Annotated in this window: 16 protein-coding genes and 2 pseudogenes; 11 read left to right on the top strand and 7 right to left on the bottom strand. The window is 63.8% G+C overall.

Annotated features, from left to right (window positions below; translation table 11 throughout):
• Window position 1 precedes the first annotated feature (1 nt).
• From GSQ79_RS09905 to GSQ79_RS09875, 7 genes are all read left to right on the top strand, one after another.
• Window positions 2-2,173 carry a recombinase family protein gene (locus tag GSQ79_RS09905; RefSeq protein WP_246725234.1) on the top strand — a complete coding sequence of 724 codons (2,172 nt, stop codon included), beginning with the start codon at window positions 2-4 and terminating at the stop codon, window positions 2,171-2,173.
• A gap of 263 nt (window positions 2,174-2,436) precedes the next feature.
• Window positions 2,437-4,464, top strand: coding sequence for a nuclease-related domain-containing protein (locus tag GSQ79_RS09900; RefSeq protein WP_158808550.1), 2,028 nt, complete (start codon window positions 2,437-2,439; stop codon window positions 4,462-4,464).
• 345 nt (window positions 4,465-4,809) lie between these two features.
• Window positions 4,810-5,388, top strand: a complete 579-nt coding sequence (locus tag GSQ79_RS09895; protein WP_158808549.1) for a Panacea domain-containing protein — start codon at window positions 4,810-4,812, stop codon at window positions 5,386-5,388.
• On the top strand, window positions 5,388-5,858 hold the full coding sequence (locus GSQ79_RS09890; RefSeq protein WP_158808548.1) for a hypothetical protein: 471 nt from the start codon (window positions 5,388-5,390) through the stop codon (window positions 5,856-5,858). The genes GSQ79_RS09895 and GSQ79_RS09890 overlap by 1 nt, the downstream gene beginning before the upstream one ends.
• A gap of 826 nt (window positions 5,859-6,684) precedes the next feature.
• Window positions 6,685-7,497: a hypothetical protein gene (locus GSQ79_RS09885; protein WP_158808547.1), complete on the top strand. Its 813-nt coding sequence runs from the start codon at window positions 6,685-6,687 to the stop codon at window positions 7,495-7,497.
• A 606-nt stretch (window positions 7,498-8,103) separates the two neighbouring features.
• Window positions 8,104-8,577 carry a hypothetical protein gene (locus tag GSQ79_RS09880; protein WP_158808546.1) on the top strand — a complete coding sequence of 158 codons (474 nt, stop codon included), beginning with the start codon at window positions 8,104-8,106 and terminating at the stop codon, window positions 8,575-8,577.
• 37 nt (window positions 8,578-8,614) lie between these two features.
• Window positions 8,615-9,745, top strand: coding sequence for a hypothetical protein (locus GSQ79_RS09875; RefSeq protein ID WP_158808545.1), 1,131 nt, complete (start codon window positions 8,615-8,617; stop codon window positions 9,743-9,745).
• Between the two features lie 65 nt (window positions 9,746-9,810).
• Here GSQ79_RS09875 and GSQ79_RS09870 read toward each other — a convergent pair.
• A pseudogene (locus GSQ79_RS09870) lies at window positions 9,811-10,271 on the bottom strand (Lrp/AsnC family transcriptional regulator).
• Window positions 10,272-10,405: 134 nt separating this feature from the next.
• Between GSQ79_RS09870 and alr the strand changes: the two are divergent.
• The 3 genes from alr (at window position 10,406) to GSQ79_RS09855 (ending at window position 14,020) form a co-directional block, all read left to right on the top strand.
• Window positions 10,406-11,542 carry an alanine racemase gene (gene alr, locus GSQ79_RS09865; protein ID WP_158808544.1) on the top strand — a complete coding sequence of 379 codons (1,137 nt, stop codon included), beginning with the start codon at window positions 10,406-10,408 and terminating at the stop codon, window positions 11,540-11,542.
• 9 nt (window positions 11,543-11,551) lie between these two features.
• Entirely contained in the window at window positions 11,552-12,817 is a 1,266-nt protein-coding gene (locus GSQ79_RS09860) for a D-amino acid dehydrogenase (protein ID WP_158808543.1), read from the top strand.
• Window positions 12,818-13,003: 186 nt separating this feature from the next.
• Window positions 13,004-14,020: a hypothetical protein gene (locus tag GSQ79_RS09855; protein ID WP_158808542.1), complete on the top strand. Its 1,017-nt coding sequence runs from the start codon at window positions 13,004-13,006 to the stop codon at window positions 14,018-14,020.
• A 312-nt stretch (window positions 14,021-14,332) separates the two neighbouring features.
• On the opposite strand, the gene GSQ79_RS09850 is transcribed toward GSQ79_RS09855, so the two are convergent.
• The 3 genes from GSQ79_RS09850 to GSQ79_RS09840 form a co-directional block, all read right to left on the bottom strand.
• Window positions 14,333-15,238, bottom strand: a complete 906-nt coding sequence (locus GSQ79_RS09850; protein ID WP_158808541.1) for an HAD-IA family hydrolase — start codon at window positions 15,236-15,238, stop codon at window positions 14,333-14,335.
• A gap of 174 nt (window positions 15,239-15,412) precedes the next feature.
• Window positions 15,413-17,692: a fasciclin domain-containing protein gene (locus GSQ79_RS09845; RefSeq protein WP_158808540.1), complete on the bottom strand. Its 2,280-nt coding sequence runs from the start codon at window positions 17,690-17,692 to the stop codon at window positions 15,413-15,415.
• Window positions 17,693-17,694: 2 nt separating this feature from the next.
• Window positions 17,695-18,633 carry a hypothetical protein gene (locus tag GSQ79_RS09840; protein WP_158808539.1) on the bottom strand — a complete coding sequence of 313 codons (939 nt, stop codon included), beginning with the start codon at window positions 18,631-18,633 and terminating at the stop codon, window positions 17,695-17,697.
• A 281-nt stretch (window positions 18,634-18,914) separates the two neighbouring features.
• Here GSQ79_RS09840 and GSQ79_RS09835 point away from each other — a divergent pair, with 281 nt between their 5' ends.
• Window positions 18,915-19,157 (top strand): methyl-accepting chemotaxis protein, encoded by a 243-nt coding sequence (locus GSQ79_RS09835; protein ID WP_368669935.1) that lies wholly within the window; start codon window positions 18,915-18,917, stop codon window positions 19,155-19,157.
• A gap of 1,389 nt (window positions 19,158-20,546) precedes the next feature.
• On the opposite strand, the pseudogene GSQ79_RS09830 reads toward GSQ79_RS09835, so the two are convergent.
• The 3 genes and pseudogenes from GSQ79_RS09830 to GSQ79_RS09820 form a co-directional block, all read right to left on the bottom strand.
• Window positions 20,547-21,917, bottom strand: a pseudogene (locus GSQ79_RS09830) (L-serine ammonia-lyase); the annotation flags it as partial.
• Window positions 21,918-22,151: 234 nt separating this feature from the next.
• On the bottom strand, window positions 22,152-22,370 hold the full coding sequence (locus GSQ79_RS09825) for a hypothetical protein (RefSeq protein WP_158808537.1): 219 nt from the start codon (window positions 22,368-22,370) through the stop codon (window positions 22,152-22,154).
• A 174-nt stretch (window positions 22,371-22,544) separates the two neighbouring features.
• Window positions 22,545-23,936 carry an MFS transporter gene (locus tag GSQ79_RS09820; protein ID WP_158808536.1) on the bottom strand — a complete coding sequence of 464 codons (1,392 nt, stop codon included), beginning with the start codon at window positions 23,934-23,936 and terminating at the stop codon, window positions 22,545-22,547.
• Between the last annotated feature and the right edge of the window lie 409 nt (window positions 23,937-24,345).

Raw genomic sequence — 24,345 nt, 5'->3', positions numbered from 1 at the left:
CATGTTCGAGGCCGTCTTCGGCGGCCGCGAATTGAAACGCATGAAGGCGCAACTCGCCGCAGGCGTCCGCAACATGGTCGCCGACGGCCGCGTTCCGAGCAAGGTTTCCATGGGTTACTTGCGGCACAGAACGCTAAAAGGCGTCCATGTCATCGCTCCCGAACGAGCCGAATGGGTGCTCTACGCCTTCAGACAGCGTGCCGCGGGGGTGCAGCCAATCGTCATCGCACGCCATCTGAGCGAGAATCGGGTTCCAGAACCCAGCGAGTTCCAAAAGATCGATCGCGAGAAGCTGAACGAAGCGAGTTGCCGGTGCCAGTGGTCGCCATGGATGGTCAATTGCCTCTTCGACAACGCCATCTACATGGGCTGCATCACCTACGCCAAGAAGGAGGCCATCCGCGACCCGGCGACCAACCTGATCGTAGGCTACCGCCGTCGACCGCGGGACCAGTGGGTCGAGAACTACAACGCGAAACTCGAAATCGTCCCGCCATACCTATGGCAAATGGTGTTCGCGATCCGCAAGGGCATCGGTGACGCCCTGGGCGTCAGAGTGGCCCATCACGGGCAATACGCCCTGACCGGCCTCTACCGTTGCGGATGCGGCAGCAAGCTGGAGGCGACTTCGAACTCGTGGTTGACGCCATGCGTGCGCTGCCTGACCGCGTCGACCCTTCCAGACCGTTGCTGCGGCGTTGGCGTCCATGAGACCTCTGTACTCGAGAAGCAGGTGTTCCGCCATCTGGCGGAGCGCGTCCTAGGCCCCGATCAAATCACCCAGTATCGCGCCGAATACGCCTCCGGCGCCGCGATGGCGGCAAACGAGTTGAACCGGAAGAGGCAGCGCCTCGAAGCAGACATCGAACACCACCAGAACGCGCTCGACTATTCGTTCGACCATAAAACCATGGCGGGGTTCGACATTGCGGAGGCGGCTTACCAGCGCCAGCGGGCGACCGCCGCCAAGAACAAGGCGCTCAAGGATCTGAGCGACCTCAAGGCTTCGGCGAAGAGCCTTGTCGGACTTGCGAAGCTCGATACCCTGGCGGGGGCGTTGCAGATGATGATCGACAGCACCCCCTTCCGCCCGGAGACCGCGGAGGGCCGCATCCTCGTGGGGTCGATCCGGAGCCTCGTGCGTTCCGTCAAGGTCGAGGCCCCACTCGAGGATGGCACCGTTTGGATCGAGATCGACACGGACGTCGCCAAACTCGTCGGCGTAGCCGGCTCGGAGTGGCCGCTATTCCCGCTCCAGTCGGTCCACAGGGTCTCCTACAACATCCTGGAGACGAATGCGGCGGCGAGCGCCAAGGCGGCGGCAAAACGCAGCGCGGACCTTGCGGCGATCGCCGACAATGGCGAGCACGACCTGAGCGATGAGGCGTGGGAGGCCATCAGCGCCGAAGCCGGCAAGGGCAGGTTCGACGACGTGGGGGGACCGCGGCTGCTCTTCAACGGCTTGATGTTCCTTATGAAGACGGGCAAGCGGCTACCGGAGATCCCGTCCCGTTTCGGGGAGCCCGATCTGTTCAGGAAGGCCTTCAAGCGATTGGTATGGTGCCACGGCTGGGACCGCTGCCTCGAAATACTCAAGGCAGACTTCCCGGACGAGATCGCACGCGCCGATACCACGCGCTGGAATGGCACCAATTACCGCAGATCGACCGCACTCGCGGTCAAACCCTATGCCGGTATGACGTCGGCCGAGATCCGGAGCCTCAGCGTGGCGGCGAAGCAGCCACTGCTCAAGTTTCGTCTCGAGGTGGTTGCCCAGACGCGCGAGCCTAACATCGTTCATTGGCAGGTCGCCGCCAGGAACAGGATCGCCCCCGTCACGGTCGCCAAGTGGTCTTCGATCTTCAGTGCGGTGGGGCCGAGCGGGTTGGAGGCCTCACACTGGCGTGGAGGGGCCCCCGCCCGGCTCACCCCCGAAGAAGCTCGTCAGCTGAAACCGCTCCTCGAAGCTGGTATCAATCCCTACGATCCCGGGGCACCCATCGGGCTTTCGACGCTTAAGCTGCACGTGTCGAAGGTCTTCTCGAAGAACGTCTCCGGGAACGCGATATGGGCCGCTCTGAAGAAGGAGGGCCTGGGGGTCAGGAAGGCCGCGCAACAACGCGCATTGGCCAACGCCAAGATCGCCGTGCCGGACTTCAGGAAGGCAAGCTGAACGTCGTGAGCGGGACCACTGCTGCAGTGTTTCCGTTCATCCGCGGCGCTAAGATGAAGGCGTTGGACGTCACCGCTTCCGCTGTAGGAAAAGCCGCGATCCTCATGCCTTCGAGCGCACGGCGGCGACGCGTTGCGTAACCAGATGGCGGTCGGTATGTAGCGCTTCGCGCTGCGATTGCGGAAAGCAATACGCAACCAGCATCATGCTCGAGCGGCCCGCATCCTTGCATATGGGGCTGCCTCCAGAGGCCGACGACGGAAATGAAGCCGGTGCGACCGGAGCAAGAGGTGTTCGAGGAGCTTGCCGCGCTAGCGGCCAAGCCGGGGTTTGCGCACGTCGTCGCCTTTCTGTCCGTGCGGGACAACTTCGTATGGTTCAAGGAGGACATGACCGCGGAGGACATGGGACACCTCTACTCGCGGTCGCGCGTGATCCGCACGGAGATGTCCACGTTGATAGGCCTGATGGTAAGGGCCGATCCTGACTACGCCGCGCCGCCGCCGATCGACCTTGCATCCGTTACCCGGCGTGTCGAGGCGCTGCTCAGCGAACTGCACGACGCTCTGAGCAGACCGTGGGTCGAAACGGTTGGAACGGCTGGTGCGGAAGGTCGAGAATCCGGCGCGTGGCTGGTAGGCGATGCGATGCGCGAGCCGATCTTCTACGGCGGCGAGGGCGCTTTTTCGTTCCAGACCTGCGAGTTCGCCACCAGGAAGTACGCGGCGGACCATGCGTGGATCCTTGCGAACAAGGGTGCGTCTATCAACGATATGATCGCGGTGGCCAGGGCGACCGCGTCGCTCGCGACGGAGCGATTGAGGGCAGTCGCCTCGGGTGGCTTAACCGAGATGGGCGACGTGCGTCTTCTCGAAGCCTTCTCCTTCACCGTCGCGGAGCTTGCCCCCTACGTCGACCTGCCGCCGGCGACCATCGGGAATTGCGTCCTCGCGTTCGCCCTGCCGCCCGGCCACAGGAACCCAGGATTCACCAGGCTGCACGACTTCAACGCGGTGAACGCATCCCCGATCGTCTCCGCGGGAGACGGACGCTTTCTGTTGTTCCACTTCAATGCGCTGGCCGAAGCGATCTACGAGTCGCCGTTCTATTGGCTGTGCGCCGACAAGGCCTATGCGCAAAGGGCCCTCAAGCATCGCGGCGACTTTACCGAGACCTTCGCGCTGGAGCGCCTTGAGGCGGTGTTCGGCCCTGCAAGGGTGCACCGCGGCGTCAAGATCGAGAGAGGTAAGGGCGAACGCCTCGGCGAGATCGACGTGCTGGCACTGTTCGGCGACCGGGCCGTGGTGCTGCAAGCCAAATCCAAGCGGCTGACCCTCGAAGCCCGTAGGGGAGACGACCGCCAACTCAAGAGTGACTTCAAGGGTGCGGTGCAGGACGCCTACGACCAGGCGATGGACTGCGCGGCGGCGCTCGGCAACCCGCGCTTGCGCTTCGTCACGGCGGACGGGCGGAAGCTCGATCTATCGGAAAAGCCCGCGCAGGTCTTTCCGATCTGCTTAGTCGCCGACCACTATCCCGCCCTCGCGTTCCAGACCGGGCAGTTCCTCGTCCAACGCAAGGAGGACGGGGTGCTCCCGCCGCTCATCATCGACGTGTTCATGCTGGATGTCATGGCGGAGATGCTGCACCGGCCCGCGCGCTTCCTCAGCTACATGGAATTGCGCGCGATCCACGGCTCCAAGGTGCACATCCACCACGAGATCACGCTCCTGTCCTACCATCTCAAGAACAACCTGTGGCTCGACGACGAATATGACTTCGTGATGCTGGAGGACGACTTCGCGGCCGACGTGGAAATCGCGATGGGGGCGCGCAGGCTTGGACTGCCTGGACGTCGGACGCCCGCCGGCATCCTCACGGCATTGGAAGGCTCAAGGCTCGACGCGATGATCGAGTCGATCGAGGCCTGTCCGCACGGCGCCATGATAGATTTGGTGCTGCTGATCTACCAACTCAGCGGCAATTCGCTGAAGAGGTTGCGGGATGGCGTGGACGAGGTCCTTGAGAACGCGAGACGGCACGGATCATCCGACTTCGGGTTCGGCTTCTCGAATACCGGCATTACCGTTCATGCCAATTCCGCGCCCCGGATCGAGGCCGAAGATCGGTTGGAAACGCATATGATGCTACGCAAGTACCGCCAGCGCGTCGACACCTGGTACGGTCTTGCCCTATCCCCAGCCGATGGCTCCATCCGATTTGGGAGGAAACTCGCCCACGCTTGGCGTCACGACGAGACGATGGAGATGGCCGCCAAACTTCTCAAGTAGACGACTCTCATCACGACGGAAGCCACCAATCTAGGCTTTGTCGACAAGATCGAGATTGCTCAAAGAGTTTGACTACAAACCTTCTGTTATGGATCGTTTTGGCATTTAGGCCCTCAAGTATACCGCACCGTACTTGAGGGGACTCAATGCTCAATTAAGCCAACCCAATTTTCATAAGTCACTGTTATTGCAGAATAATTTTAACCACCCCAATGTCTGTCGGACCTGGAAGCGGGACTTAGCGTCTGATCCAGCCGATTGCGCGGGGGCTCGAAGCGGGCCGAATGCTCCTCGAAATTTCAGCGACGAATGTCGCGTCCGTTAAGATCTTAAGGATTTGATTCCATGGTGCCGGAGAACGTGGACCCTACTGAAATGGCCGTCATCGCAGGATACCAAGCATCGAAGGCGGCGCAGGTGGCGGCCGTCTTCCTCATTCGGGCCGGCGGGCGCCTGGATAAGTTAAAGCTGGTGAAGCTGCTCTACCTCGTCGAAAGAAAGTCGGTCGAGCTGCACGGAAGGCCTATGTTCTTCGACGAGAACTTCTCCTTGCCCCACGGCCCTGGCGGCACCAACAGCCTAAACGGAATGAACGGGGAGGCGGACGAAGGGACCTGGAGCAAATTCATCACGGTGGCGAACCGTAGGAACGTACAAGTTTCCGAAAGGCTGTCGGAGGACGATTTCGACGAGCTGAGCGATACGGACATCGACTTGATCGAAGCCGTACATGCCGAAGTCGGCCACATGTCGACCAGCGAGATCCGTAAGCACACCCACGATCTTCCCGAATACGTTGAGGTAGAGACGGGGCGGAAGAAGATCGACGACGTCGAGTTGGCGGCGACATTAAAGAAGGAAGATCCTGTCGCCTACGCAAAGCGCGTAGCGCGTACGCGTCGCATGGTTCGCGGCAGGCGTTGATGGACAGGAGGAAGACAACCACGACCGTCGCCGCGAAAGAGATCACGATCCTCGTTGGCGACGTCGTGAACTACCCGGACACGGGACCTTCCCTGCAGGACAGGCACGCCCACGTGATCGTCGGTATCGTAGAAAACCGCCTCGTATCGGTGCCTATCTGCAGTTGGTTCGATGAATGCGACAAGACGTCCGTCATCGAGGTCGGCGAAGTGCCATGGAAGATCGTAAAACACCGCAGCTACATCGAGTACGCTTCCGCGACCAGTCGCCAACGGGAAGAGGTCTATGATCTAGTTCGGAACGATCCGAAGCTGAAGGTGAAGTGCCCAAGCCTGCCTTTCCTCAAAAAAGTAAAGGACGGTCTACTCACGAGTCCAGATCTACCGAAATGGGCTTGTCTTATCTTCCGCCCCGCTGTCATGCGACGCACAGGCAGGATCTTACCGGTCATACCTTCTAAGGAAGACTAGCCGTCCCGCTCGATCCTCGACCGGACTACCGTTCTTGCGACGCTGATACCGGAGCCTGGAGTTACTACGTGGCTTCTCGCAAGCGTACATCGGCCTTATTCCCAAGACTGCGTGCGGCCTCAGACAAAGGTATCATAGACTCCGGTCCATGCGTGCGCCGGGCTGGCCCGGCGCATCCGAAGCCACGCAGACTTGTGAGCCGGATCGGGGATCGTCCCCCTTGACGACGGCATAGTCGGTACGAACAGGGTCTGCAGTTCGGCGCCGCCAAAGCAACACTCGCCAGGTTTTGCACCGGGACCGCAGACACCGCCGAACGCTCGATCAACGCGTCTTTGCCGCGACCTTGTCGGCCCGACTGCTCATCGTCGCCAAAGACCGTGCACCGCGTACCGGCCGGATGTTCGTATCCAAACGACGGCGCAGCATCGAAACCTGCCTGTCTTGCGCCTACCGCGTCGAACGGGACGGCGTTGACGCCGCGCGGCGCACGAATCCGCTTGCGGCGCCACATCCGATGAGGAATGGGGGCGAAGGCGGCGACGCTCCGAAGACGTGTCGGCGGGGGAGACACACGCGACGCGAAACGAGGGATCAGAGGTTGGGGTCGCGGACACGAGATAGGCCATAGCGGTGGTTTGCCTCCTCCGCCGCCCTGCATGGATCGAATGGGTGGCGCACGACGGCCGCTGCCTTCTTCGAACAGCGGAAGTCTCCGGGCACTGCAGCCCCGTCGGATCGTCCGCATCGTGCCGCCGGACGAAATCACGCGAAAAAGGCATCAACGGCGACAACCGCATCCAAACAAGCCCCGAGAGGAATCCACATGAACGACATCAAAGCCAAGCCTGCACCCGACATGGCCCTCCTGGCCTCGTTCGGCCGCCGCGCGGAGCACGCGCGCCTGCTGGGCGCTTCGCTGCCGGGTCCCCGCAGGTACGTCGACCGCTTCGTCAGCGCCTGCATGCGTGAGATCGCCGAAGCGCGCGGCCCCGAAACGAGGGAGGGCACATCGTCGCTCGAGGCGTGGATCATCGAAATCGACGGTGCTTCGATGCGCAGGAACCGCCAAGCGGATGTCGCCCTGCCACTTGCGACGCCGCACGGGCGCCGCCTGGCGGTCGACATCCTCACGGACTTCTTCGATGCCACATCGCGCCCTCCCCTGGGGACGGCGCCCGCCACGCCGAAGCGCGGCCGGCGGCGGGCCCTCGTCCTCGAAGGGGTCGCCGGACGGGGCCTCGATCTTGACGGCTGGGCTAGACGGCTCCCGGCTTCGCTTGGCGACGTCACCGAGTTCCTCGAGGAGGCCGCCGCCGTCGAACGCCGATGCGTGGACCGCGATCGCAACGACGCGGCCCGTCCGGTCGGGCAAGACGAAGCGTCCGTCGACGACATCCCCGATGGCCCGGGCGGCCTGCGCCTTTGGGTCGTAGAGACCGACGAGGGAAGCCCCGAGGACGAGAGGAACGACATCATCGTCGCCCTGCTGGTCGGTCCGCGGCCGGCGGACATCGTGCTCTCGCTCGATTTCGTCGAGCGCAGGCTCCCCGTGGCCGCGGGCTGCGTCGTCAAGATGCTCGATGCGTACGATCGGATCCTCGACGGCCATGCGCGGGCGGACGCCCCTCGAGGCTAGGCCGGCCCGGATCGCAAAGACGGAGGTTGCGATGCGAACCCTCTGCAACACCTGCGCCACTTCGATCGAACGGCGGCGCAAGGGACGCAACGAAAGAATTGGGACCGATGCCCACATGGCTCGACGAATACGCCTACGGATGTACCCGCAGATCGGCGCCATCGCGCAGAAGGTCGGCGGGGACGCGAACGTCCGCATGGCCGCCTGCACGCGGCAGTGCGTCTCCATCCTGTCGCAACGAGGACCTCTCCGCGGCCGTGTGGCGAACTACGGGTTCGAGACCGACCTCCTACCCTGGTTCGCGAGGTGCGCTACGCGGTCCGCTCTCGCCGGCATTTGGGCGGACGCTGCGCCGCCGGACGTGGATGATCGATGACATGCAGGGTAGCGTACCATATCGCCTGCGCAATAAATCGCCTGCAACAAGATGGTCATCGCGGCTTCCGTGGCGCCCTTTGTACTGCCGCCACGGGTTCGTTATTGTTTCCATCGAAGTTCCGCGCTTAGCATTGTTCTTTAGTATCAATCGGTAACGAACTGCGGCAACCCTCTTGACCATGTAGCTTCGGTTGCACTGTATAAGCCAGACATCTGGGGGGATGGACGATGGCGAATACTCCTCGAGCAATGCCGAAGAACAGTAATGCTCCGCACCATTTCGAGGCCGCCGCACTGCTGACGCGGGCGCAGGATCTCGATGCCCAATCTGCGCTCATGCGCGACCATGCGTCCGATCTGTTGTCGAAGTCGGTCCAGATGTCGAAGTCCGCCGACGACCTGAGGGCGCGCGCGGCGTCGTTCTCCGTCGCGGCGAAGGTCCGGGACAAGAAGGACATCAACACGTGGTTCATCGCCGTCGCCGACCGTAAGATCATAGGATGGTCGACGAAGCTCTCGCAGGTGCGACCAGGCGCCGCCGACGTTCCGTTGACGCTCTGCCTGGAGTGCAACCGCTATCCTCAATTCGCCGCCGACCACCTAGGGCTTCAGAAGGCCGACGTTGCGAAAGCGACCACGGTCGGGGCTTTCCTGGAAGCCATCTACCAATGGTATCGCGACCATGAATGGCATGTATCGTAACCTTCCCTACGTCGCCCTCCTCTCGGCTGTGACGCCGATGGGGGCGCTCGCCGCCACCGCGCCCACGAAGACGGCGGCGGATGCGGAACTGCATGCGCTGTGCAGTTCGAGCGGCGGGGAGTCGGCGACGACCAAGAAACTGTGCGCGCTGTACGGCGTCCTCTCCGGCAAGCCGGCGAAGCGCCGGCCGCCGCCGCAGACGACGATGGTCTCGGCCGCCCAGACGCCCGGCGACGGCGCCACGGATCAAGACGACGCCAACCGCTTCAACGAGCAGACGAAGTACCGCCCGCCGGCGAAGGACGCCCAGGACCCTTGCGCGAAGCGCCTCTTCTTCCGTTCCGATCCGCTGGCCGACTACCATTACCTGGTGGATCTCAGCCCGTCGCCGCAAGGCGCCTCTGTCGCGTTCACCGATGACGAGCGGGCGGCGACCAAGAGCCTGACCGTGAACGGGCGCGCGAGCTACGTGCTGACCGGCGACGCGTGCCCGCGGACCGACGATCCGCACTCGCTCTACACTTCGGGGTACGCCTTCGCGCTTTTCACCTCGGCCAACGGCAACTGGAGCGAACCCCGGAAGGCGACGGAGCGGAGCGCGCTCAAGTTCGGAGCCGACGCGGAAGCCGAATTCGCCAACGTCGGGCCCATCGACATCGGCTACCTGTCGGCAAGCCCGTTCTTCCAATCGGACTTCCGCGGGACCGCCCGCGTCTACGGCGGCACGTTCGCGGCCGAACCCCAGGTCGGCGCGCTCAACCTCGGCGTCGTGCGCCACAGCTTCGACGTCCTGGACTTCTGGTGGCAGGTCAGGCCCCAGGCGACCTTCGCGCAGGTCGATACGGTCGGCCTGACCAACTACAGGACCGGCTTCCATCCGTTCCTCGGCGCGATCGTCCGGGCCAACTTCAACTTCTTCCCGTCGACTGGCGGCCAGTGGCCCTCCTGGCTGGCCGACAGGCTGGCCTTCGTCGCGACGGCATCCCTGTTCTCGGACGTCGGGCAGCGGGCCCACTACGACTACTACACCGCGCAGTTGCAGTATAAGCTTCCCGGCTACGATCCCGCATCGGTGACGACGATCAGCCTCGAATACGACCGGGGCACGGACATCGAGACGCTGAGTCCGTTGAACCAATACCTCGTGAAGCTGAGCTACGCCTACTGACGGCCCGACGTTGCGCGGGGATTCCCATCGCCGGCGTCCTTCCGCGGACCCGCGACTTCCTCCGCTCAGGGTTGGCGCCGGTCGGCACCTGACACGACGGTCCTTATCGCGAAGCTGGATTGAAGGCGGGCCACGCCCGGAAGTCGCGACAAGACCTCCTTGTGCAGGCGCTCGTAATCGGCCGCGTCCCGGACCTTGATCTTGACGAGGTAATCCGCGATCCCGGTCATCAGGTAGCAGTCCTGGACCTCGGGGCAACGCCTGACGGCCGCCTCGAAACGATCGAGGAACTCCTCGTCTGACGATCCAGCGTCAACTGGGTGATCACGACGAGGCCGCCTTCGTCCACCGGCCCGCCGACGAGGGCCGTGTAACCACGAATGGCGCCCGCGCCCTCGAGGAGCCGAACCCGCCGATGGCAGGCCGAAGGCGAGAGGCCCACCGCTTCGGCAAGGTCCGCATTGCTGATGCGGCCGTCCGACCGGAGCACCTGAATAATCTTCCGATCGATGTTGTCCAAGTCCAGCCTCCAACAATCTTCCAACCTTTGATAAGAAATTTCATCGAAGCAATAAAAACGCGAGATCATTCGACTTTAAACGGGGAAATTCGACGATCCTTCGTTGCACTCTACGTCCGTCCCAATCGGAATGGCCAGCGATGCAAAGTACCGATCGAACGCGGGCACCGCCGCCGGTCCCTTCAGAGGCGGCCGGCGCCACCCTGACCGTGGACCTCGCCGCGATCGCGGCTAACTACCGCCTGCTCCAGGGCCTGGTGGGCACGGCGACATGCACCGCCGTCATCAAGGCCGACGCCTATGGGCTCGGCGTCCGACGCGTCGCGCCGGCATTGGCGCGCGCCGGTTGCCGCAGCTTCTTCGTCGCGCATGCGAGCGAAGGCGCCACGCTTCGCGAGGTGCTCGGTCCCGCGTTCGACATCGCGGTGCTCCACGGGACATTGCCCGGCGGCGAGGCCGTCTGCCGCGACCACGACCTCGTTCCCGTACTCAACGACCGCGGGCAGATCGGGAATTGGAAAGCGCTCGCGGCGCGGCGGGGCGAGCGCCTGCCAGCCATCCTGCAGATCGACACCGGCATGGCCCGCTTCGGTCTCAGCATCGACGAGACGTTGGCGCTCTTGGATGATCCGCAGGCGTTCGAGGGCATCGACCTGAGACTGCTGATGAGCCACCTGGCGTGCGCCGACGATCCGGAGAATCCGGCGAACGTCCGCCAACTCGCAGCCTTCCGGGACGTGAGGCGACGGTTCCCCGGGGTCCCGGCAAGCCTCGCGGCGTCCTCCGGGATCTTCCTGGGCCGCGACTACCACTTCGATCTGGTGCGCCCAGGGGCCGCCCTCTACGGGCTCGCCCCGCAAGCCGGGCGACCCGGCCCGATGCGACCGGTCGTCGGCTTGTGCGGCCGCGTCATCCAGGTACGGTCCGTGCCGACGGGAACGCCGATCGGATACGGCCACTCCGCCGTGACGACGCGGGACAGCCGCCTGGCGACCGTTGGCGTCGGCTACGCCGACGGATTCCTCCGCAGCGCCTCGGCCGTGCGCGAGGTCCGGTGGAAGGGCCGGCGGCTTCCGGTCGTCGGCCACGTGTCCATGGACAGCATCATCCTCGACGTCACCGAAATCCCGGCGGACGCGCTCGGCGCGGGCGCCCTCGTCCACATCATCGGGGCGGGCCGCGACGTCGACGCGGTCGCCGCGGACGCCGGCACGATCGGCTACGAGATCCTGGCCGGCCTCGGCCACCGCTACCATCGCTCCTACATCGACGTTTGAGGGCATCCAATGCACGTCATGATCCTGGGGGGCGGCGTCGTCGGCGTCGCCTCGGCATACTACCTTGCGAAGGCTGGCCATCAGGTCACCCTGCTGGAGCGCCAGCCTGGGGTCGGCCTGGAAACCAGTTTCGCCAACGCCGGCCAGGTCTCCCCGGGCTATTCCGCCCCCTGGGCCGCCCCGGGCATTCCGGTGAAGGCCCTGAAGTGGATGATGATGCGCCACCGTCCATTGGTGCTATGGCCCCGGCTCGACCCGGCGCTCTACGGCTGGCTCGCGCGGATGCTGGCCAACTGCACCGAGGAGGCCTACCGGCGCAACAAGGGTCGGATGGTCCGGCTGGCCGAATACAGCCGCGACGCCCTCGGCGACCTGCGGGCCGAAACCGGCATCCTCTACGACCACAGGCAGAAGGGGACGCTCCAACTCTTCCGGACGCGGAAGCAACTCGACCACGTCGGCGACGACACGCGCGTCCTGGACGCCTTCGGCGTGCCCTACGAGGTGCTGGATCCGGGCGGCTGCGTGGCCGCCGAACCGGCGCTGAAGCTCGTGCCGGGCGTCTACGTCGGCGGCCTTCGCCTCCCGGGCGACGAGACCGGTGACGCCTACCTGTTCACGCAGCGCCTCGCCGCCATCTGCGAGGGGATGGGGGTGACCTTCCGGTACGATTCATCGGTCGCCCGACTTCGTTTGGATGGCGAGCGCATCGAGTCGATCGAGGGCGCGGACGGCAAGATCCTGCGCGCCGACGCATACGTGGCGGCGATGGGCAGCTATACGGCGGCCCTCCTGCGTCCCCTCGGGATCGGCATCCCGGTCTATCCGGTCAAGGGGTATTCGCTGACCCTGCCGATCACCGACGAGACCGCGGCGCCCACCTCGACGGTGATGGATGAGACCTACAAGGTCGGCATCACCCGCCTCGGCGAGCGTATCCGAGCCGGGGGCACCGCGGAACTCGCCGGGTTCAGCAACGTGCTGCGGACGCCCCGGAGGAGGACGTTGGAGCGCTCGGTCCGCGACCTCTTCCCGATGGGCGGCGACCTCGACCGGGCCGACTTCTGGACCGGCCTGAGGCCGATGACGCCGGACGGCACGCCGATCGTTGGTCCGACGCGGATCGCGAACCTCTACGCGAACACCGGGCACGGTACGCTCGGCTGGACGATGGCATGCGGTTCGGGCAGGCTGCTGGCCGATCTGATATCGGGCCGCACCCCGGAGATCCCGAGCGACGATCTCGCGCTCGATCGCTACCAGGCTGCCGGCTGAGGGCAGCGTCCGACCTGGTCCGTCGAGACCGGGCCCGAAACGAACGGAGGAGCTTCGTCGACGATTCCGGATCTGCGGCGCACACGGTGTAGAGTTCTGCCGACGCGCCATCCATACGACGTCCTGACATCCCCTCGACCCGGACCCTCGAACCGTCCTGGTAACGGAGAGAAAGTAAACCCTCGCATGCACACCCTGGTGATCGACGAGCAGCGGCAGGTCGCCGCGCGGAAGGCCCTGCTGCGCAACTTCGCAAAGGGAGCGGTCCACTCCGTCCACACGTTCAAATCACCGGGCGGGGAATACCGCGACGCCCCGACCCATCTGCGGCAAGACCTTGGGATCTGGGCCTCCATAGGCGAGGAGCCGGGAAGCATCCTCGCCTTCGGCGTCGGGCAGCCGCATTGGCAGATCGGCATCGAGGTCAAGATCCCCGCAGGGCGGTCCCTGCATTCCAACGGGCAAGTCGTCGAGGACGACGCCGGGCGCCTCCTTCTCGCGCACCAGGGCGGCCTCGGCGGAAACAAGTTCGCCGTCGGACGGCAGACATTCGCGCTCCTCATCGAGGGGTTCGTCCGCACGGCCGTGGCCGACGGCGACGTCGAACGCGAGATGTTCGTGATCGCGGACGTCGATCGGGCATCGGACCTCGCCGATCTGGCCGCCTACGTCAAGCAGGCGGAAAGGATCCGAAAGATCCGCCGCGGGCACGCCGGCGACTTCAGCGCCTGGGCGCTGAAGGGGGCGGCGCGCAAGGCAGGCGTGCCGGAGAACGAGGAGGATGGCGCCTACGATCGCGTGGCGGGCCGGATCGAGTTCAAGCGACGCCACGGCATGGTCCAGAACGCGCTGACAGAAGCGCTGCGCAAAGCAGGATACGACGAACGCCCCGTATCGCTTACCGGCGGGTTGCGGGCCGATCTCGCCGTCCACGACAGGGGTGAAAAGACTGGCGGCCTCCTGTTCGAGATAAAGGCCTCCACGGGAGCGCAACCGCATTTCACCGCCATCGGGCAACTGCTCGTCTACGCGCAGGGGCACGAGGACGGGTTGCGGAAGGTCCTCGTCACTTCGCGGCTTCCGGATTCGGACCTCTTCCAGAAGGCCTTGTCCGTGCTCGGCATCGAAGTCCTCCAATACGAGATCGTCGGACGGGGCGTGCAGTTCCAGGCGCTCGACGATCTGATCGCTTCGAATCCATAGCGTTGTCGGCCATCCGATCGGGCTTTTCGAAGGGGGCGGCGGTCCCTAGGGTTGGGCCAAGCGCGTCGAGTCGCACGTCGGCAGCGAAGAGGACGTGAGGACGTTCGGCGTAATCGCGCCAACACCGAAAGGCCCGATGCCGCCGCGTGCGCCGCCTCGACCGGGATCCCACCGTGGGCCTCGTACCGCTCGCGATGTGATCCGTACGTTTACGACGCGGTCCGCTCGATCATCTGGAGCCCCTCCTCCGCGCCAAAGGCGCGGCGAACGGCCCTAGACGCCAGTCGCGCTTTCGCCCCCGACATCGCAGCGCTAGGCCCCGCCGATGTCGAAGACGTCCAGCAGTTCGTCGAACCTGTCCAGCACCGCATCGGGGCGGTCGGCGGCCGCCGAGGCCGCGAGGCGCCGCTCGCGAGCGACGTCCTCCAACGTCCAGTGGCTCACCCGCAGCAGCGTCGCCCAGAGGACCGGGTCGTGAACGGTTCCGTAGCGTGCCCACGCAGCGCGGCAACCGGCCGAGACCGCCATGTGAACGTCCCTCGTCAAACTATCGCCGACGAAGAGGACGCGGCCGGGGGACTTCGCGTGGTCCGAGCAGATCCTCAGCAGGATGTCCGGATCCGGTTTGCGATCGGTGGGTGCCAGCGCGCGAACGAAGTCGTCTTCGATGACGGCCGCGCCCAGGAGGCTTGCGGGCGCATAGAAGCGGGAAAGGTATCGACGAAGACCCAGCTTCCGGATGCGGAAGGAGGCGTTGACGATGCGGGCGTCCGTGTAGCCGACGATCGGAACCCCGGCATCCGCGATGGCGCGAAGCGTCGCCTCGACGCCGTCGTAGAAGCGGAGGGTCCTGCGTCGATAGCGGTTGAACGCGAGGAAGGCCGGATCGAGGGCGGCCAGGGCCCGTTGCCGCCCGTGCGGTCCATAGGCGGCGCGGACCGTCGTCGTCTCCAGCAGCGCGAACGGATGCTCGATGTCCGCATGGAGACGATGGACCTCCCGAAGCTCGTCGAGGAGCACCTCGAGATCGGCGCCGAGAATCTCCGATGCGACGAGGGCGAGTTCGTAGAGTGCCGGGATGAACGCGGCCATCCAATCGTACAACGTGTTGTCGAGGTCGACGACGACGAGTTCGATCCGCGGCCTGCCCGCCGTCGTGCGGGGAAGAGGGTGCGTTAAGCCGTCTTCCGCCGCGACAGCGGTGATCTTGATGTTCAATGGCCTCTCCATACGCCCGTGCGGACGCCGTTCGAACGAGCCACCTGATATGGGATAGATATTAAAAATATCAACAACGAGCAAGCTAAGTCGTCGGCGGTTTTCGGCGCATGTCTAACGGTGGCGCCGGGACCGCTCGTCGAAGCCGGTCACGGCGCATCTATCCGCAGTCCACTACGGCACCATGACGGTGTTGATCACGTGCATGATGCCGTTCGACTGCATAATGTTGGGGATCGTCACCTTCGCCACGCCGCCCTTCGAATCCATGAGCAGGATGTCGCTACCGCTCTGTTCGAAGGTGAGCGGTTCGCCTTGAACGGTCGTGATGACGGCTCTTCCATTCCCCGCCTTGATCAACGTCTTCAGGTTCGAAGTGGTCAACTTCCCCGGGATGACATGATAGCTCAGGACGTCCTTCAATTCGGCAGCGTTGCCCGGCTTCAGGAGATCCGTGACCTTGCCCGGCGGCAGTTTCGCGAACGCCTCGTTGGTCGGGGCGAACAACGTGAAGGGTCCAGGCCCGCTTAGGATGTCGACCAGGCCGGCCGCCTTCACGGCGGAAACGAGGGTCGTGTGATCCTCGGATACGTTCTTGTTGGCTTCCAGCATCGGCGCGCCGCCCACCGCCACGCGATGTCCTTGCGCCTCCCGGGCGGCCGCGACGGCCGTCCCGTTCCCGCCGCAATCGATCCCACCGCAGGAATAGACGTTGGCCTGCAGTAGCAATCCGTTCACGTCCTTGCCGAACCACATCTCGAAAAGGCCCGGCTTCACGCGGACGCCATCGATCTCCTTCGCGATGACGGCACGGCCGATGCGAGCCTGCATCACCTTGGCCAGGCCCTCCGCGAACGGCTTGTCGGAGCCTTTGTAGAAGCGGACCTCGGACCTGTCCGGCGACGCCGGGCGCAGTTCGAGTTCGTCGGCGACAGCCAACGTGTCGAAGCTCGACCTGACGTCCGACAGCACCTTGCGGGCGATGAACTCCTGGTTCTGGCTGGCGAGTTGGACGTAGACGCGGCGCGTGTCCTCGGACAGCTTGGTCCCGTCGCAGACGTAGACGCTGAGATAATCCGCCACGCGGACGAGGGGCGCCTTGAAGGTCAGAGGCTTCGGCGAGCCTGCCCTGACGACGTCACCCCACTGCACGGCCCGCTTGTCGGACGGATCGTATTGGATGACGTCCCCGTCGTATGAAAGGTCGGGCTTCAGGTTCTCGGAGGCCGGAAGCGCCCTGACGCGAACGCTGGATACGACCGAGGATGCGTGCACCTTCTGCCTCCCAATCGATTCGCGAAGCTTCGAGGCGATCGTGTCTGCCGTCGCGCGCCTCGACGCCGACCTGTCGTCGCCATCGCAGAAGAGGATATCGACCGCGATCTCGGATTTAGGCGCGGCGTCCTCGACGCCCTTGTCGGCGTTCAAAGCCGCCGAGGCGTTCGGGACGACGGCCGAGGCAGGCGCCAGCGCGGGAACGCCGCGCGAACCGGCAAGCGCCGCCGGCGGGGAACTGCCCGCGTTCACGTGCTGCGCGCCTTCGGTCGCGACGTGGTCGATAGGGGACGCCGCATTGCAGTCCGGGAAGCAGGGCGTCGGTGGCTGGAGGAAGTGACCGCTCTTGTCGGGTTGCTGCAGGCGGCCGGTCATCGTGCGCCTGTATACGTCCGTGGCGATCTCGTCGAGGACGTCGTTGATGCTCCCGCGCTCATCTAGACGCTTGATGAAGGCTTCCGCGTAAGGGCTCATGTCCCCGATGCCATCGGAGGCCGGCGCCCCCTCCGAGGTCGAGAACGCGTTCTCAACGCCCATCAGTATCTTCACCGGCGAGATCCCGGCGACTTCGGCGATGCCGCCGGGACGCTTCATCTCGGAAAGCAGCGGGTTGGTCCGGCAGGCGTCCATGACGATGAGCATGACGCCGCCGTTCAGGATCATCCCGACGTCCGACGCGATGCGAAGGTTGAGGTCCTGCGCCTCGTTGATGAACAGGCGTGCGTACGGGTCCCCTTGGAAGAGCCGGGTGGCCTTCTTGAGATCGGGTGCGGCCCTCGCGCCGAAAAGGTAGTTGCGTCCCCTGACCTGGACGCCATGCCCGGCGAAGTAGAGAAGCGCGGTCGGGTTGGTGGCGTCCTGGAACCGGACGATGAAATCGTTCAGGAGGCCGGTCATCGTCAGGTTGTCCGCATCGCAGACGACCTTCACATCCTCGTCCTTCCAATGCGACTTCATCACCAGCGCGGCGCCGACCTGCATGACGTCGTTGCAGGGATTGTGGAGGTCCGGGAGCGCGGTCGTCCCGTTGGCCGGCGCTCCATCCGCACCGTACGAAGAGTTGCCGATCAGCAGCGCGAAACGCGGCGCGTCCTCGGCGCGCACGTCGCCTGCAGCGATGAGATGCGCGACGACCACGAGCATCAGCAATGCGGCGGGATGCAGCCAGCGCGCGTGCATGGTCAATCGGTCGTCTCGCCGGTGAACGTGGAAAGGTTGGGCGACAGCTCCTGGCTCAACTCGGCATCCAGCCGGCTGTCGATGAACCCGCGATCCGTGCCGGGAAAGGCGTCCTCGATCCCCCGCCGCACATCCTTGACGAGGGCCTCCTTTGCCTCCGCGGTCCGCCAGTACTTCGGACTCCACAGTTCACCGCCGTCGATCAACGCGAGGTTGGCGCTCTTGATGATCTTGCAGTCGCGCGGGATCTTCGTGCCCGCGGATGGACAATGGGTGTCGAAGAAGGCGTACCTGTCGGCAAAACCGGCATCCGGCTTGCCCTTGCCCTGCGCCGAGAAGTAGTGGAAGCCGATCACGTCGGACGAGTACTCGCTCGTCTCCGTCTGATCGGGCTTGAGGTAGGCGATGAAGACGGCCGAATGGCCGCTTCCGCCCGTCCTATTCATGTTGATGAAGTCGTACGGTGCCAGTTCCTTGAACGGCTTCTCCCCTCCGATCCCGAAGCGGGCCAGCGCAAACCCGGTCCCCCGCGAGCCGGTCCCTTCGTACATGAACACGTACGACCTGATCGACTGACGGCTGCCCGAAGTCCAACTCCGCATCGGAAGATCGCTGAACGGCTTCCCGTCGCCGGTCTGATGGAAGTACCTGTTGAGCGTCTCTATGATGATCTCCGAAGAGGCCGCGACGCACATGGTCAGATGCGGGTGGGAAGCCTTGACGCAGCAATCCGATCCATACTTCAGATCCTGCGTGAAAGCCTTGCTCATGTCATATCCGCCGCCCGCACGATTGACGCGCAGGTCGTCCACGACCTCCTTGATGATCTTGTTCATGGTCGTCGGGCGCTCGGCGGGATCCGCGAAGGCGGGTATGGAGAACCAGACGCACGCCGATACGACAAGGCAGCGAAACCCCGCCTTCAACAGCATAAGTCCCATAGTCCGCCTCCGTCCCGACGCCAAGCATCAGACTTGGTTATAGTCATATCTGACTTCGTTATAATGCTTAAAGAATAGAGACGGCGTTCGACGAAATCAACTCTCTATTCGTCGAGCGGGAGTTCGGGCGCTGATCGAATCGCGACCTCGTCGCACAACACGTCGCGCAGGACCAAGCAACATGCGGCCAATCTGGAAGAGACGGTCGCCGCCCAGAATCTATTGACGGCGACGGTCAGGAACGGACGCGACCGGATCGGCCGTAGCAGTGAGAAACGCCCATCGCGGCGGAGTGTTCGGGCGTCATCGCCGGGGACGCCCAAGCCGTGATGCGCAAGATCAAGGAGGCCTCCGCCCAATTCACGAACATCATCGGCCTGATCGACGAGATCGCGTTCCAGACGGATCTGCCTGCGCTCAACGCGGGGGTTGAAGCCGCAAGGACCGGCGACGCGGGACGCGGACCTGCGGTCGTCGCACCCGAAGTGCGAAACCCTCGCGCAAAGGTCCGCCGGATCCGCTAAATGAGATAAAGGATCTGACCTCGGTCTCGACGCTTCACGTCGCCAACGGCGTCGCCCTCGTCCACGAGACCGGCGGCGCGCTCAAAGACATCATCGAACAGGTGTCGACTATGGATGCAATCGTTTGCCGGATCTCGGGCAGCATCGCGCGAACAGGCATCCGGCATCGCCGAAATCAACGTCGCGGTAGGATAAGTGGACACGAGGTTCAGCAGACCGCCGCCATGGTGGAGGAGCCGACAAGGGCGCTACAACGCCGCTCCGCCAGACATGCACCTGCGAAGAGGTCTGCAGTCCCCGGCAGGAGGACCTTTCCGCATCACGCCCCGTAAAGACCCTGGCACGAAGAAGGCCGCCACCACCGGTACGGTTCAAGATTGCTTGCCGCTCGCGTCATCATCGAATGAGCGCGACCCGCGTGCCCCGAATAGGAGTCAAGGTGTCGTAGATCGCCTTTGTGGCCGCGCCGGTTCCGTCTCACGACCTCCAGGTCATCGTCGGTGAAGACGCGGTTCGGCGCAAGGTGAAGGCCCGTTCCAAAAGCCTTGGACTACGGACCTCGATGGCTTGCATACGTTCCGTGCCGCCATCCGGCCCTCGTATATCCACCGCGGACATCGCTCCGTTCGGCGAAGCGGGCATTTGATGCTCCCATATTCGAAGAAGCCCTCGCTATCTCCTCCCGTTAAACCACAATCGGAAAGCATCCGCTTCCCCAACCGGCGAACCTCGTCGGCAGCGAGTCCGCCAATCGCTTCGATAATCGAGCGCATCTGCATCTGCTCCTATGTTGCACTGCGTTGCAACATAAGACGCCATTATGCCTCGCGCGAGGGCAGCTTCCGCATAGCAGACCCGCATGCATCGGCCAATGAAAACGTCAACGCGGTCTTGGGACGGTAGCCACGTCGCCTGGATCAGTCGCTGTCACCATTGAAACCGCTGGAACTACTGACTAGACACGCCGCCACGGCGCCACGGCGGTAATAGAAGACGTCAATTCAGTTATAGTTTGGCATAACACCTCGGCATTCCTAGGCGCGAATGCATCTTTGGAAGTCGACCTATCCCAATCGATGCCAAATGCTAAAGGATCCCCGACCTGCATACCGCAGCCGTCAAAAACCATGCCCATTTGGGAACAAACGAAAAACGCCGCCATCCAGGGGGGAAAGGCGGCGTTAATCGTTGATGTCGAAGCCCCAACGCAGGCAGCGCGCCATCTATGATACGCGCAGTAGTTCGTCTCATAAACAGCGCGATCGAACAACGATGATCTCAAGAGAATCCGTCTACATCCTCTTAGACGGGCTCGATGTATGGCGATGTTATATAAGTTATGAAGTCGGTATTCCTCGGGGCTATAGCGGGCGCCGGTTCCCACATAGCTCAGCATTCTGGGACGTTGACGGCGAGGCCGCCGCGGGAGGTCTCGCGATAGGCCGACTTCATATCGAAGCCGGTCTGCCGCATCGTCTCGATGACCTGATCGAGGCTCACGAAATGTGACCCGTCGCCGTGGAGAGCAAGCGAGGCCGCGTTGATGGCCTTCACGGCGCCGAACGCGTTGCGTTCGATGCAGGGTATCTGCACCAGGCCCCCGATCGGGTCACAGGTCATGCCAAGATGGTGTTCCAGTCCGACCTCGGCGGCATTCAAGACCTGTTGCGGGGTTCCGCCGAGCGCCGCGCAGAGCCCGGCAGCCGCCATGGCCGCCGCCGATCCGACTTCGCCCTGGCAGCCGACCTCGGCGCCGGAGATGGAGGCATTCCGTTTGATGAGGTCGCCAACGGCCGAAGCGGTGAGAAGGAGCGTCCGGATGCCGTCGTTGCCGCCCTCGTGGAACTCCCGATAGTAGCGGACGACCGCAGGGATGACGCCCGAGGCCCCGTTTGTCGGCGCGGTGACGATGCGCCCGCCGGCGGCGTTCTCCTCGTTCACGGCCATCGCGTAGACCGACGCGTAATCCATTGCCTCGTTGGGCGGACGAACGTTCGCGAAGCGGTTCGCCACGAGCCTGGAATGCATCTCGGCGGCGCGTCGACGGACCTTCAGACCGCCTGGCAGGATGCCGCGATGAGACAGGCCGCGTTCGATGCAGTCGGCCATGATGGCCGCGATGCGATCCACGTAGGCGTATGCCTCCGCCTCGGAACTCCTTGCTTCCTCGTTGGCCAACGCGATACCGGCCACCGAAAGGCCCGTCTGCGTGGCCAACGACAGCAGTTCGCGGGCGTTGGCATAGATGTAGGGAACGACCGCGGGGGACAAGTGCGCGCCATCGACATCGTCGCCTTCGCGCTCGACGAAGCCGCCGCCCACCGAATACCAGATTTCGCGCAGCAGCAGCGCGCCGCCACGACCGAACGCCTCGAAGGTCATCGCGTTAGGATGTCGTCCAAGCGGTTCGCCGAAATCAAAGACGACGTCCGTCGAAGGATCGAAATCGATCTCCAGGTCGACGCGCAGACGCAAACGCTTGTCGATATCGATGCGACGAGCCTTCGCCTCGGCCTGATCGGGATCGATCGACTCCGGCCGTTCCCCAGCAAGACCGAGCACGATAGCGCGATCCGTGGCGTGTCCCTTTCCGGTCCAAGCAAGAGATCCATGCGAAACGACGCGGAGGCGGGCAACCTCCAGCGGCCGACCGTCATGCATCCCCGATGTCAGCGTCCCACGAAACTCGGCGGCCGCCTTCATCGGACCGACCGTATGGGAGGATGATGGTCCGATGCCAACCTTGAAGAGATCGGCAACGCCAAAGGGCTGACGTCGGGCTTGCGGGAGAACGACAGGATTAGCGGAAGGGCTGCGTTTGTTCATCTTCTCATACTTCGCCTTATACCGGGCCTCTTGGGGCCGGGTGGGAATACGGCCGCGGATCATACCGCCAAGGTGCCGTGCCAATGGCTGATCCCCTGGACCCTGCCGCCAACGCAAGTGGCGTTAAACGACCCTGTCTTCCGGATCGACATGAGACCCGGCCGCCCGTCACGCATTCGTGCCGGTCGGAACGTAGACCTTCGTCAGATCGCCAGTGGCGAACCCCTCGCATCCTTCAAGCGCGTCAAACGGGTCGTTGAGAAGCCGCACCTGGGTGCGGTGACGGTCGGCTGATGCGATGCCGACGAACACGATATCGTTTGTGCGGGCCAAGCAAACGCGCCGGAAACCGCGCCGCCTCATGATCAATGTATCGCCGGCCGCCATCGCAACTTGCTTCTGCGGTTAAACGCTTATGATCACGTTACGCTGTAACTGGCAGATGCCAGAGGTCCGTTACCAAACCGCTGTGGCGGAGCGGATGTGGCTTCGACGATACGACTCGACCCTGTCGATGATGCGTTTCGGTGCGTCGCGGGTTTGCCGCGATCGCACCAGGATTCATGCACCCGTCCCGACGATCGAAAGATCCGATCGTTTATCGAGCGCTTCCGCCGATATCGGTCGGCGTACCGCCACCAGCAGTGAGAGTGCCGATAATATTCCAGTGGAGGCGCCGACAAGCAGTGCGACTTCAAAAGATCCGGTAGCATGGGCGAGATAGCCGGTGGCGATCGGTGCGAGCGCTCCGCCGACATAGCCGCCGAAGGTCTTCATACCCGCAAGGGACCCGACATAGCTCTTCGGTGCGACGGCCGCGGCGAGCGTCCACGAGGCAGCGACGTTCACGTACAGGCTGCAGACCGCACCGCTCATGGCGGCAACGGCACCTACCGTGGTCGTTGCCTCGGCGGCGGCAACCGTGAACATGGTCGCCGCGAGCACGCCGGCGACGCAAACGAGCCGGCTGCTTTCGAGCGGCGTAAAGCCTCTCTTGGTCAGCAGGTCGACCGAGGCGCCGCCGAGCACGGAACCGAAGACGCCGAAAATGAACGGGATCGCGGCCGTAAAGCCTGTGTTGCCGATGCTCATGTGCCGGTCCATCTCGAGGTAGACCGGAAGCCACGAGTTGTAGATCGTCAGAAGGTAAGTGTAAGTACCGACGCCGAGCATTATGCCCCACGTCGACCGGAACCTTAGAAGGCCGGCCCACTCGGCGAACGTCACGTTCCTCTCCTCGGCCCCCTCGCGGTCGCCATCGTCCAGGTAGGCGCGCTCCTCAGCGGTCAGATCGACGGACCGGGGATCCTGGTAGCAAACGTACCAGCCTATCGCGAGCAGTACGCCGAAGGCGGCCATGATCACGAACATCCAGCGCCAACTGAACGTCAGCATCAACCAGGTCAGCAACGGTGCAGCGATGGCTACTCCCAACGTGGATCCGGTGGCGAAAAGGCCGGTCGCAAACCCGCGATCCCGCCCATTGTACCAATCGCGGAGCACGCGCAGGGAACTCGGAAATTGCGGGGACTCGCCGATGCCGAGAAGCACACGCGTGACCGCCATCTGTCCGAAGCTGTTGCAGATCCCGCCCACGGCCTGCGCTCCGGACCAGACCACGAGTCCCACCGCCAGCATCAGACGAGGCTTGAGGCGATCCACCAGGGCGCCAATCGGCAGCAGCATGAGACTGTAGGTTATCAGGAAGATCGACATCACGAGACCTATCTGGGTCAGCGACAGGCCCAGGTCACGACGGATCAGAGGGCTCGCTATCGAGACCGTCGCGCGGTCGACGTAGTTCAGGCCGTTGCTGACGATCAGGAACAACAAAGCAGTGCGCTGATGGCGCTTGACTCGTTTGGACGCAATCGAAGCAGGCAGTGGCGGTCGCGCACCGTTCGCGTACGGATCGGCATCGATCGCTAAATCCAGCCCCAGTTCGTCTGCCATCTCTAATCACCGTGCCATTAGAATGAAGTAATCAGCCAGGAACGCACGTCTCGCAATCCCTTTAGACATGCCGCTCCCCACAGGTGCGACCCTGCCGTGGCCCGCTTCATCATCCGTCGCTCCCTAGGGGGCGTCGCGTTTCCGGGTTTACCGATCAGGATCGATTGAGGTAGGCGGCTTGGCGGTACGAACGCGTTCGCACCGGGGCCGAGGGCTCCAATCCGATTGCCTTCCAGGCGGCTCATCGGCAAACCGCGCCCCGGCCCGTCAGGGTATCCTCATCTCGGAACGCCATGCCGGAGATGATGCATATTCGCCGTTTCGGCCGTGCGATCGCATAGCATCGGTGCCCGTAGGGCCATGACCGCGCCGAGCGCCGAGCATCGGGTGCTTATGCCGGAAGCAAGAA

The organism is Beijerinckia sp. L45, from assembly GCF_009765775.1.
In the GTDB taxonomy this organism is placed as follows: domain Bacteria; phylum Pseudomonadota; class Alphaproteobacteria; order Rhizobiales; family Beijerinckiaceae; genus RH-AL1.
Note: the sequence above shows the minus strand (reverse complement) of the source record. Positions and strands in the feature narration are given on the sequence as shown.

Coding starts and splice junctions, on each gene's coding strand:
- GSQ79_RS09905 (WP_246725234.1), top strand. CDS start 2: ATGTTCGAGGCCGTCTTCGGCGGCCGCGAATTGAAACGCATGAAGGCG.
- GSQ79_RS09900 (WP_158808550.1), top strand. CDS start 2,437: ATGAAGCCGGTGCGACCGGAGCAAGAGGTGTTCGAGGAGCTTGCCGCG.
- GSQ79_RS09895 (WP_158808549.1), top strand. CDS start 4,810: ATGGTGCCGGAGAACGTGGACCCTACTGAAATGGCCGTCATCGCAGGA.
- GSQ79_RS09890 (WP_158808548.1), top strand. CDS start 5,388: ATGGACAGGAGGAAGACAACCACGACCGTCGCCGCGAAAGAGATCACG.
- GSQ79_RS09885 (WP_158808547.1), top strand. CDS start 6,685: ATGAACGACATCAAAGCCAAGCCTGCACCCGACATGGCCCTCCTGGCC.
- GSQ79_RS09880 (WP_158808546.1), top strand. CDS start 8,104: ATGGCGAATACTCCTCGAGCAATGCCGAAGAACAGTAATGCTCCGCAC.
- GSQ79_RS09875 (WP_158808545.1), top strand. CDS start 8,615: ATGGGGGCGCTCGCCGCCACCGCGCCCACGAAGACGGCGGCGGATGCG.
- alr (WP_158808544.1), top strand. CDS start 10,406: ATGCAAAGTACCGATCGAACGCGGGCACCGCCGCCGGTCCCTTCAGAG.
- GSQ79_RS09860 (WP_158808543.1), top strand. CDS start 11,552: ATGCACGTCATGATCCTGGGGGGCGGCGTCGTCGGCGTCGCCTCGGCA.
- GSQ79_RS09855 (WP_158808542.1), top strand. CDS start 13,004: ATGCACACCCTGGTGATCGACGAGCAGCGGCAGGTCGCCGCGCGGAAG.
- GSQ79_RS09845 (WP_158808540.1), bottom strand. CDS start 17,692: ATGCACGCGCGCTGGCTGCATCCCGCCGCATTGCTGATGCTCGTGGTC.
- GSQ79_RS09840 (WP_158808539.1), bottom strand. CDS start 18,633: ATGGGACTTATGCTGTTGAAGGCGGGGTTTCGCTGCCTTGTCGTATCG.
- GSQ79_RS09825 (WP_158808537.1), bottom strand. CDS start 22,370: ATGGCGGCCGGCGATACATTGATCATGAGGCGGCGCGGTTTCCGGCGC.
- GSQ79_RS09820 (WP_158808536.1), bottom strand. CDS start 23,936: ATGGCAGACGAACTGGGGCTGGATTTAGCGATCGATGCCGATCCGTAC.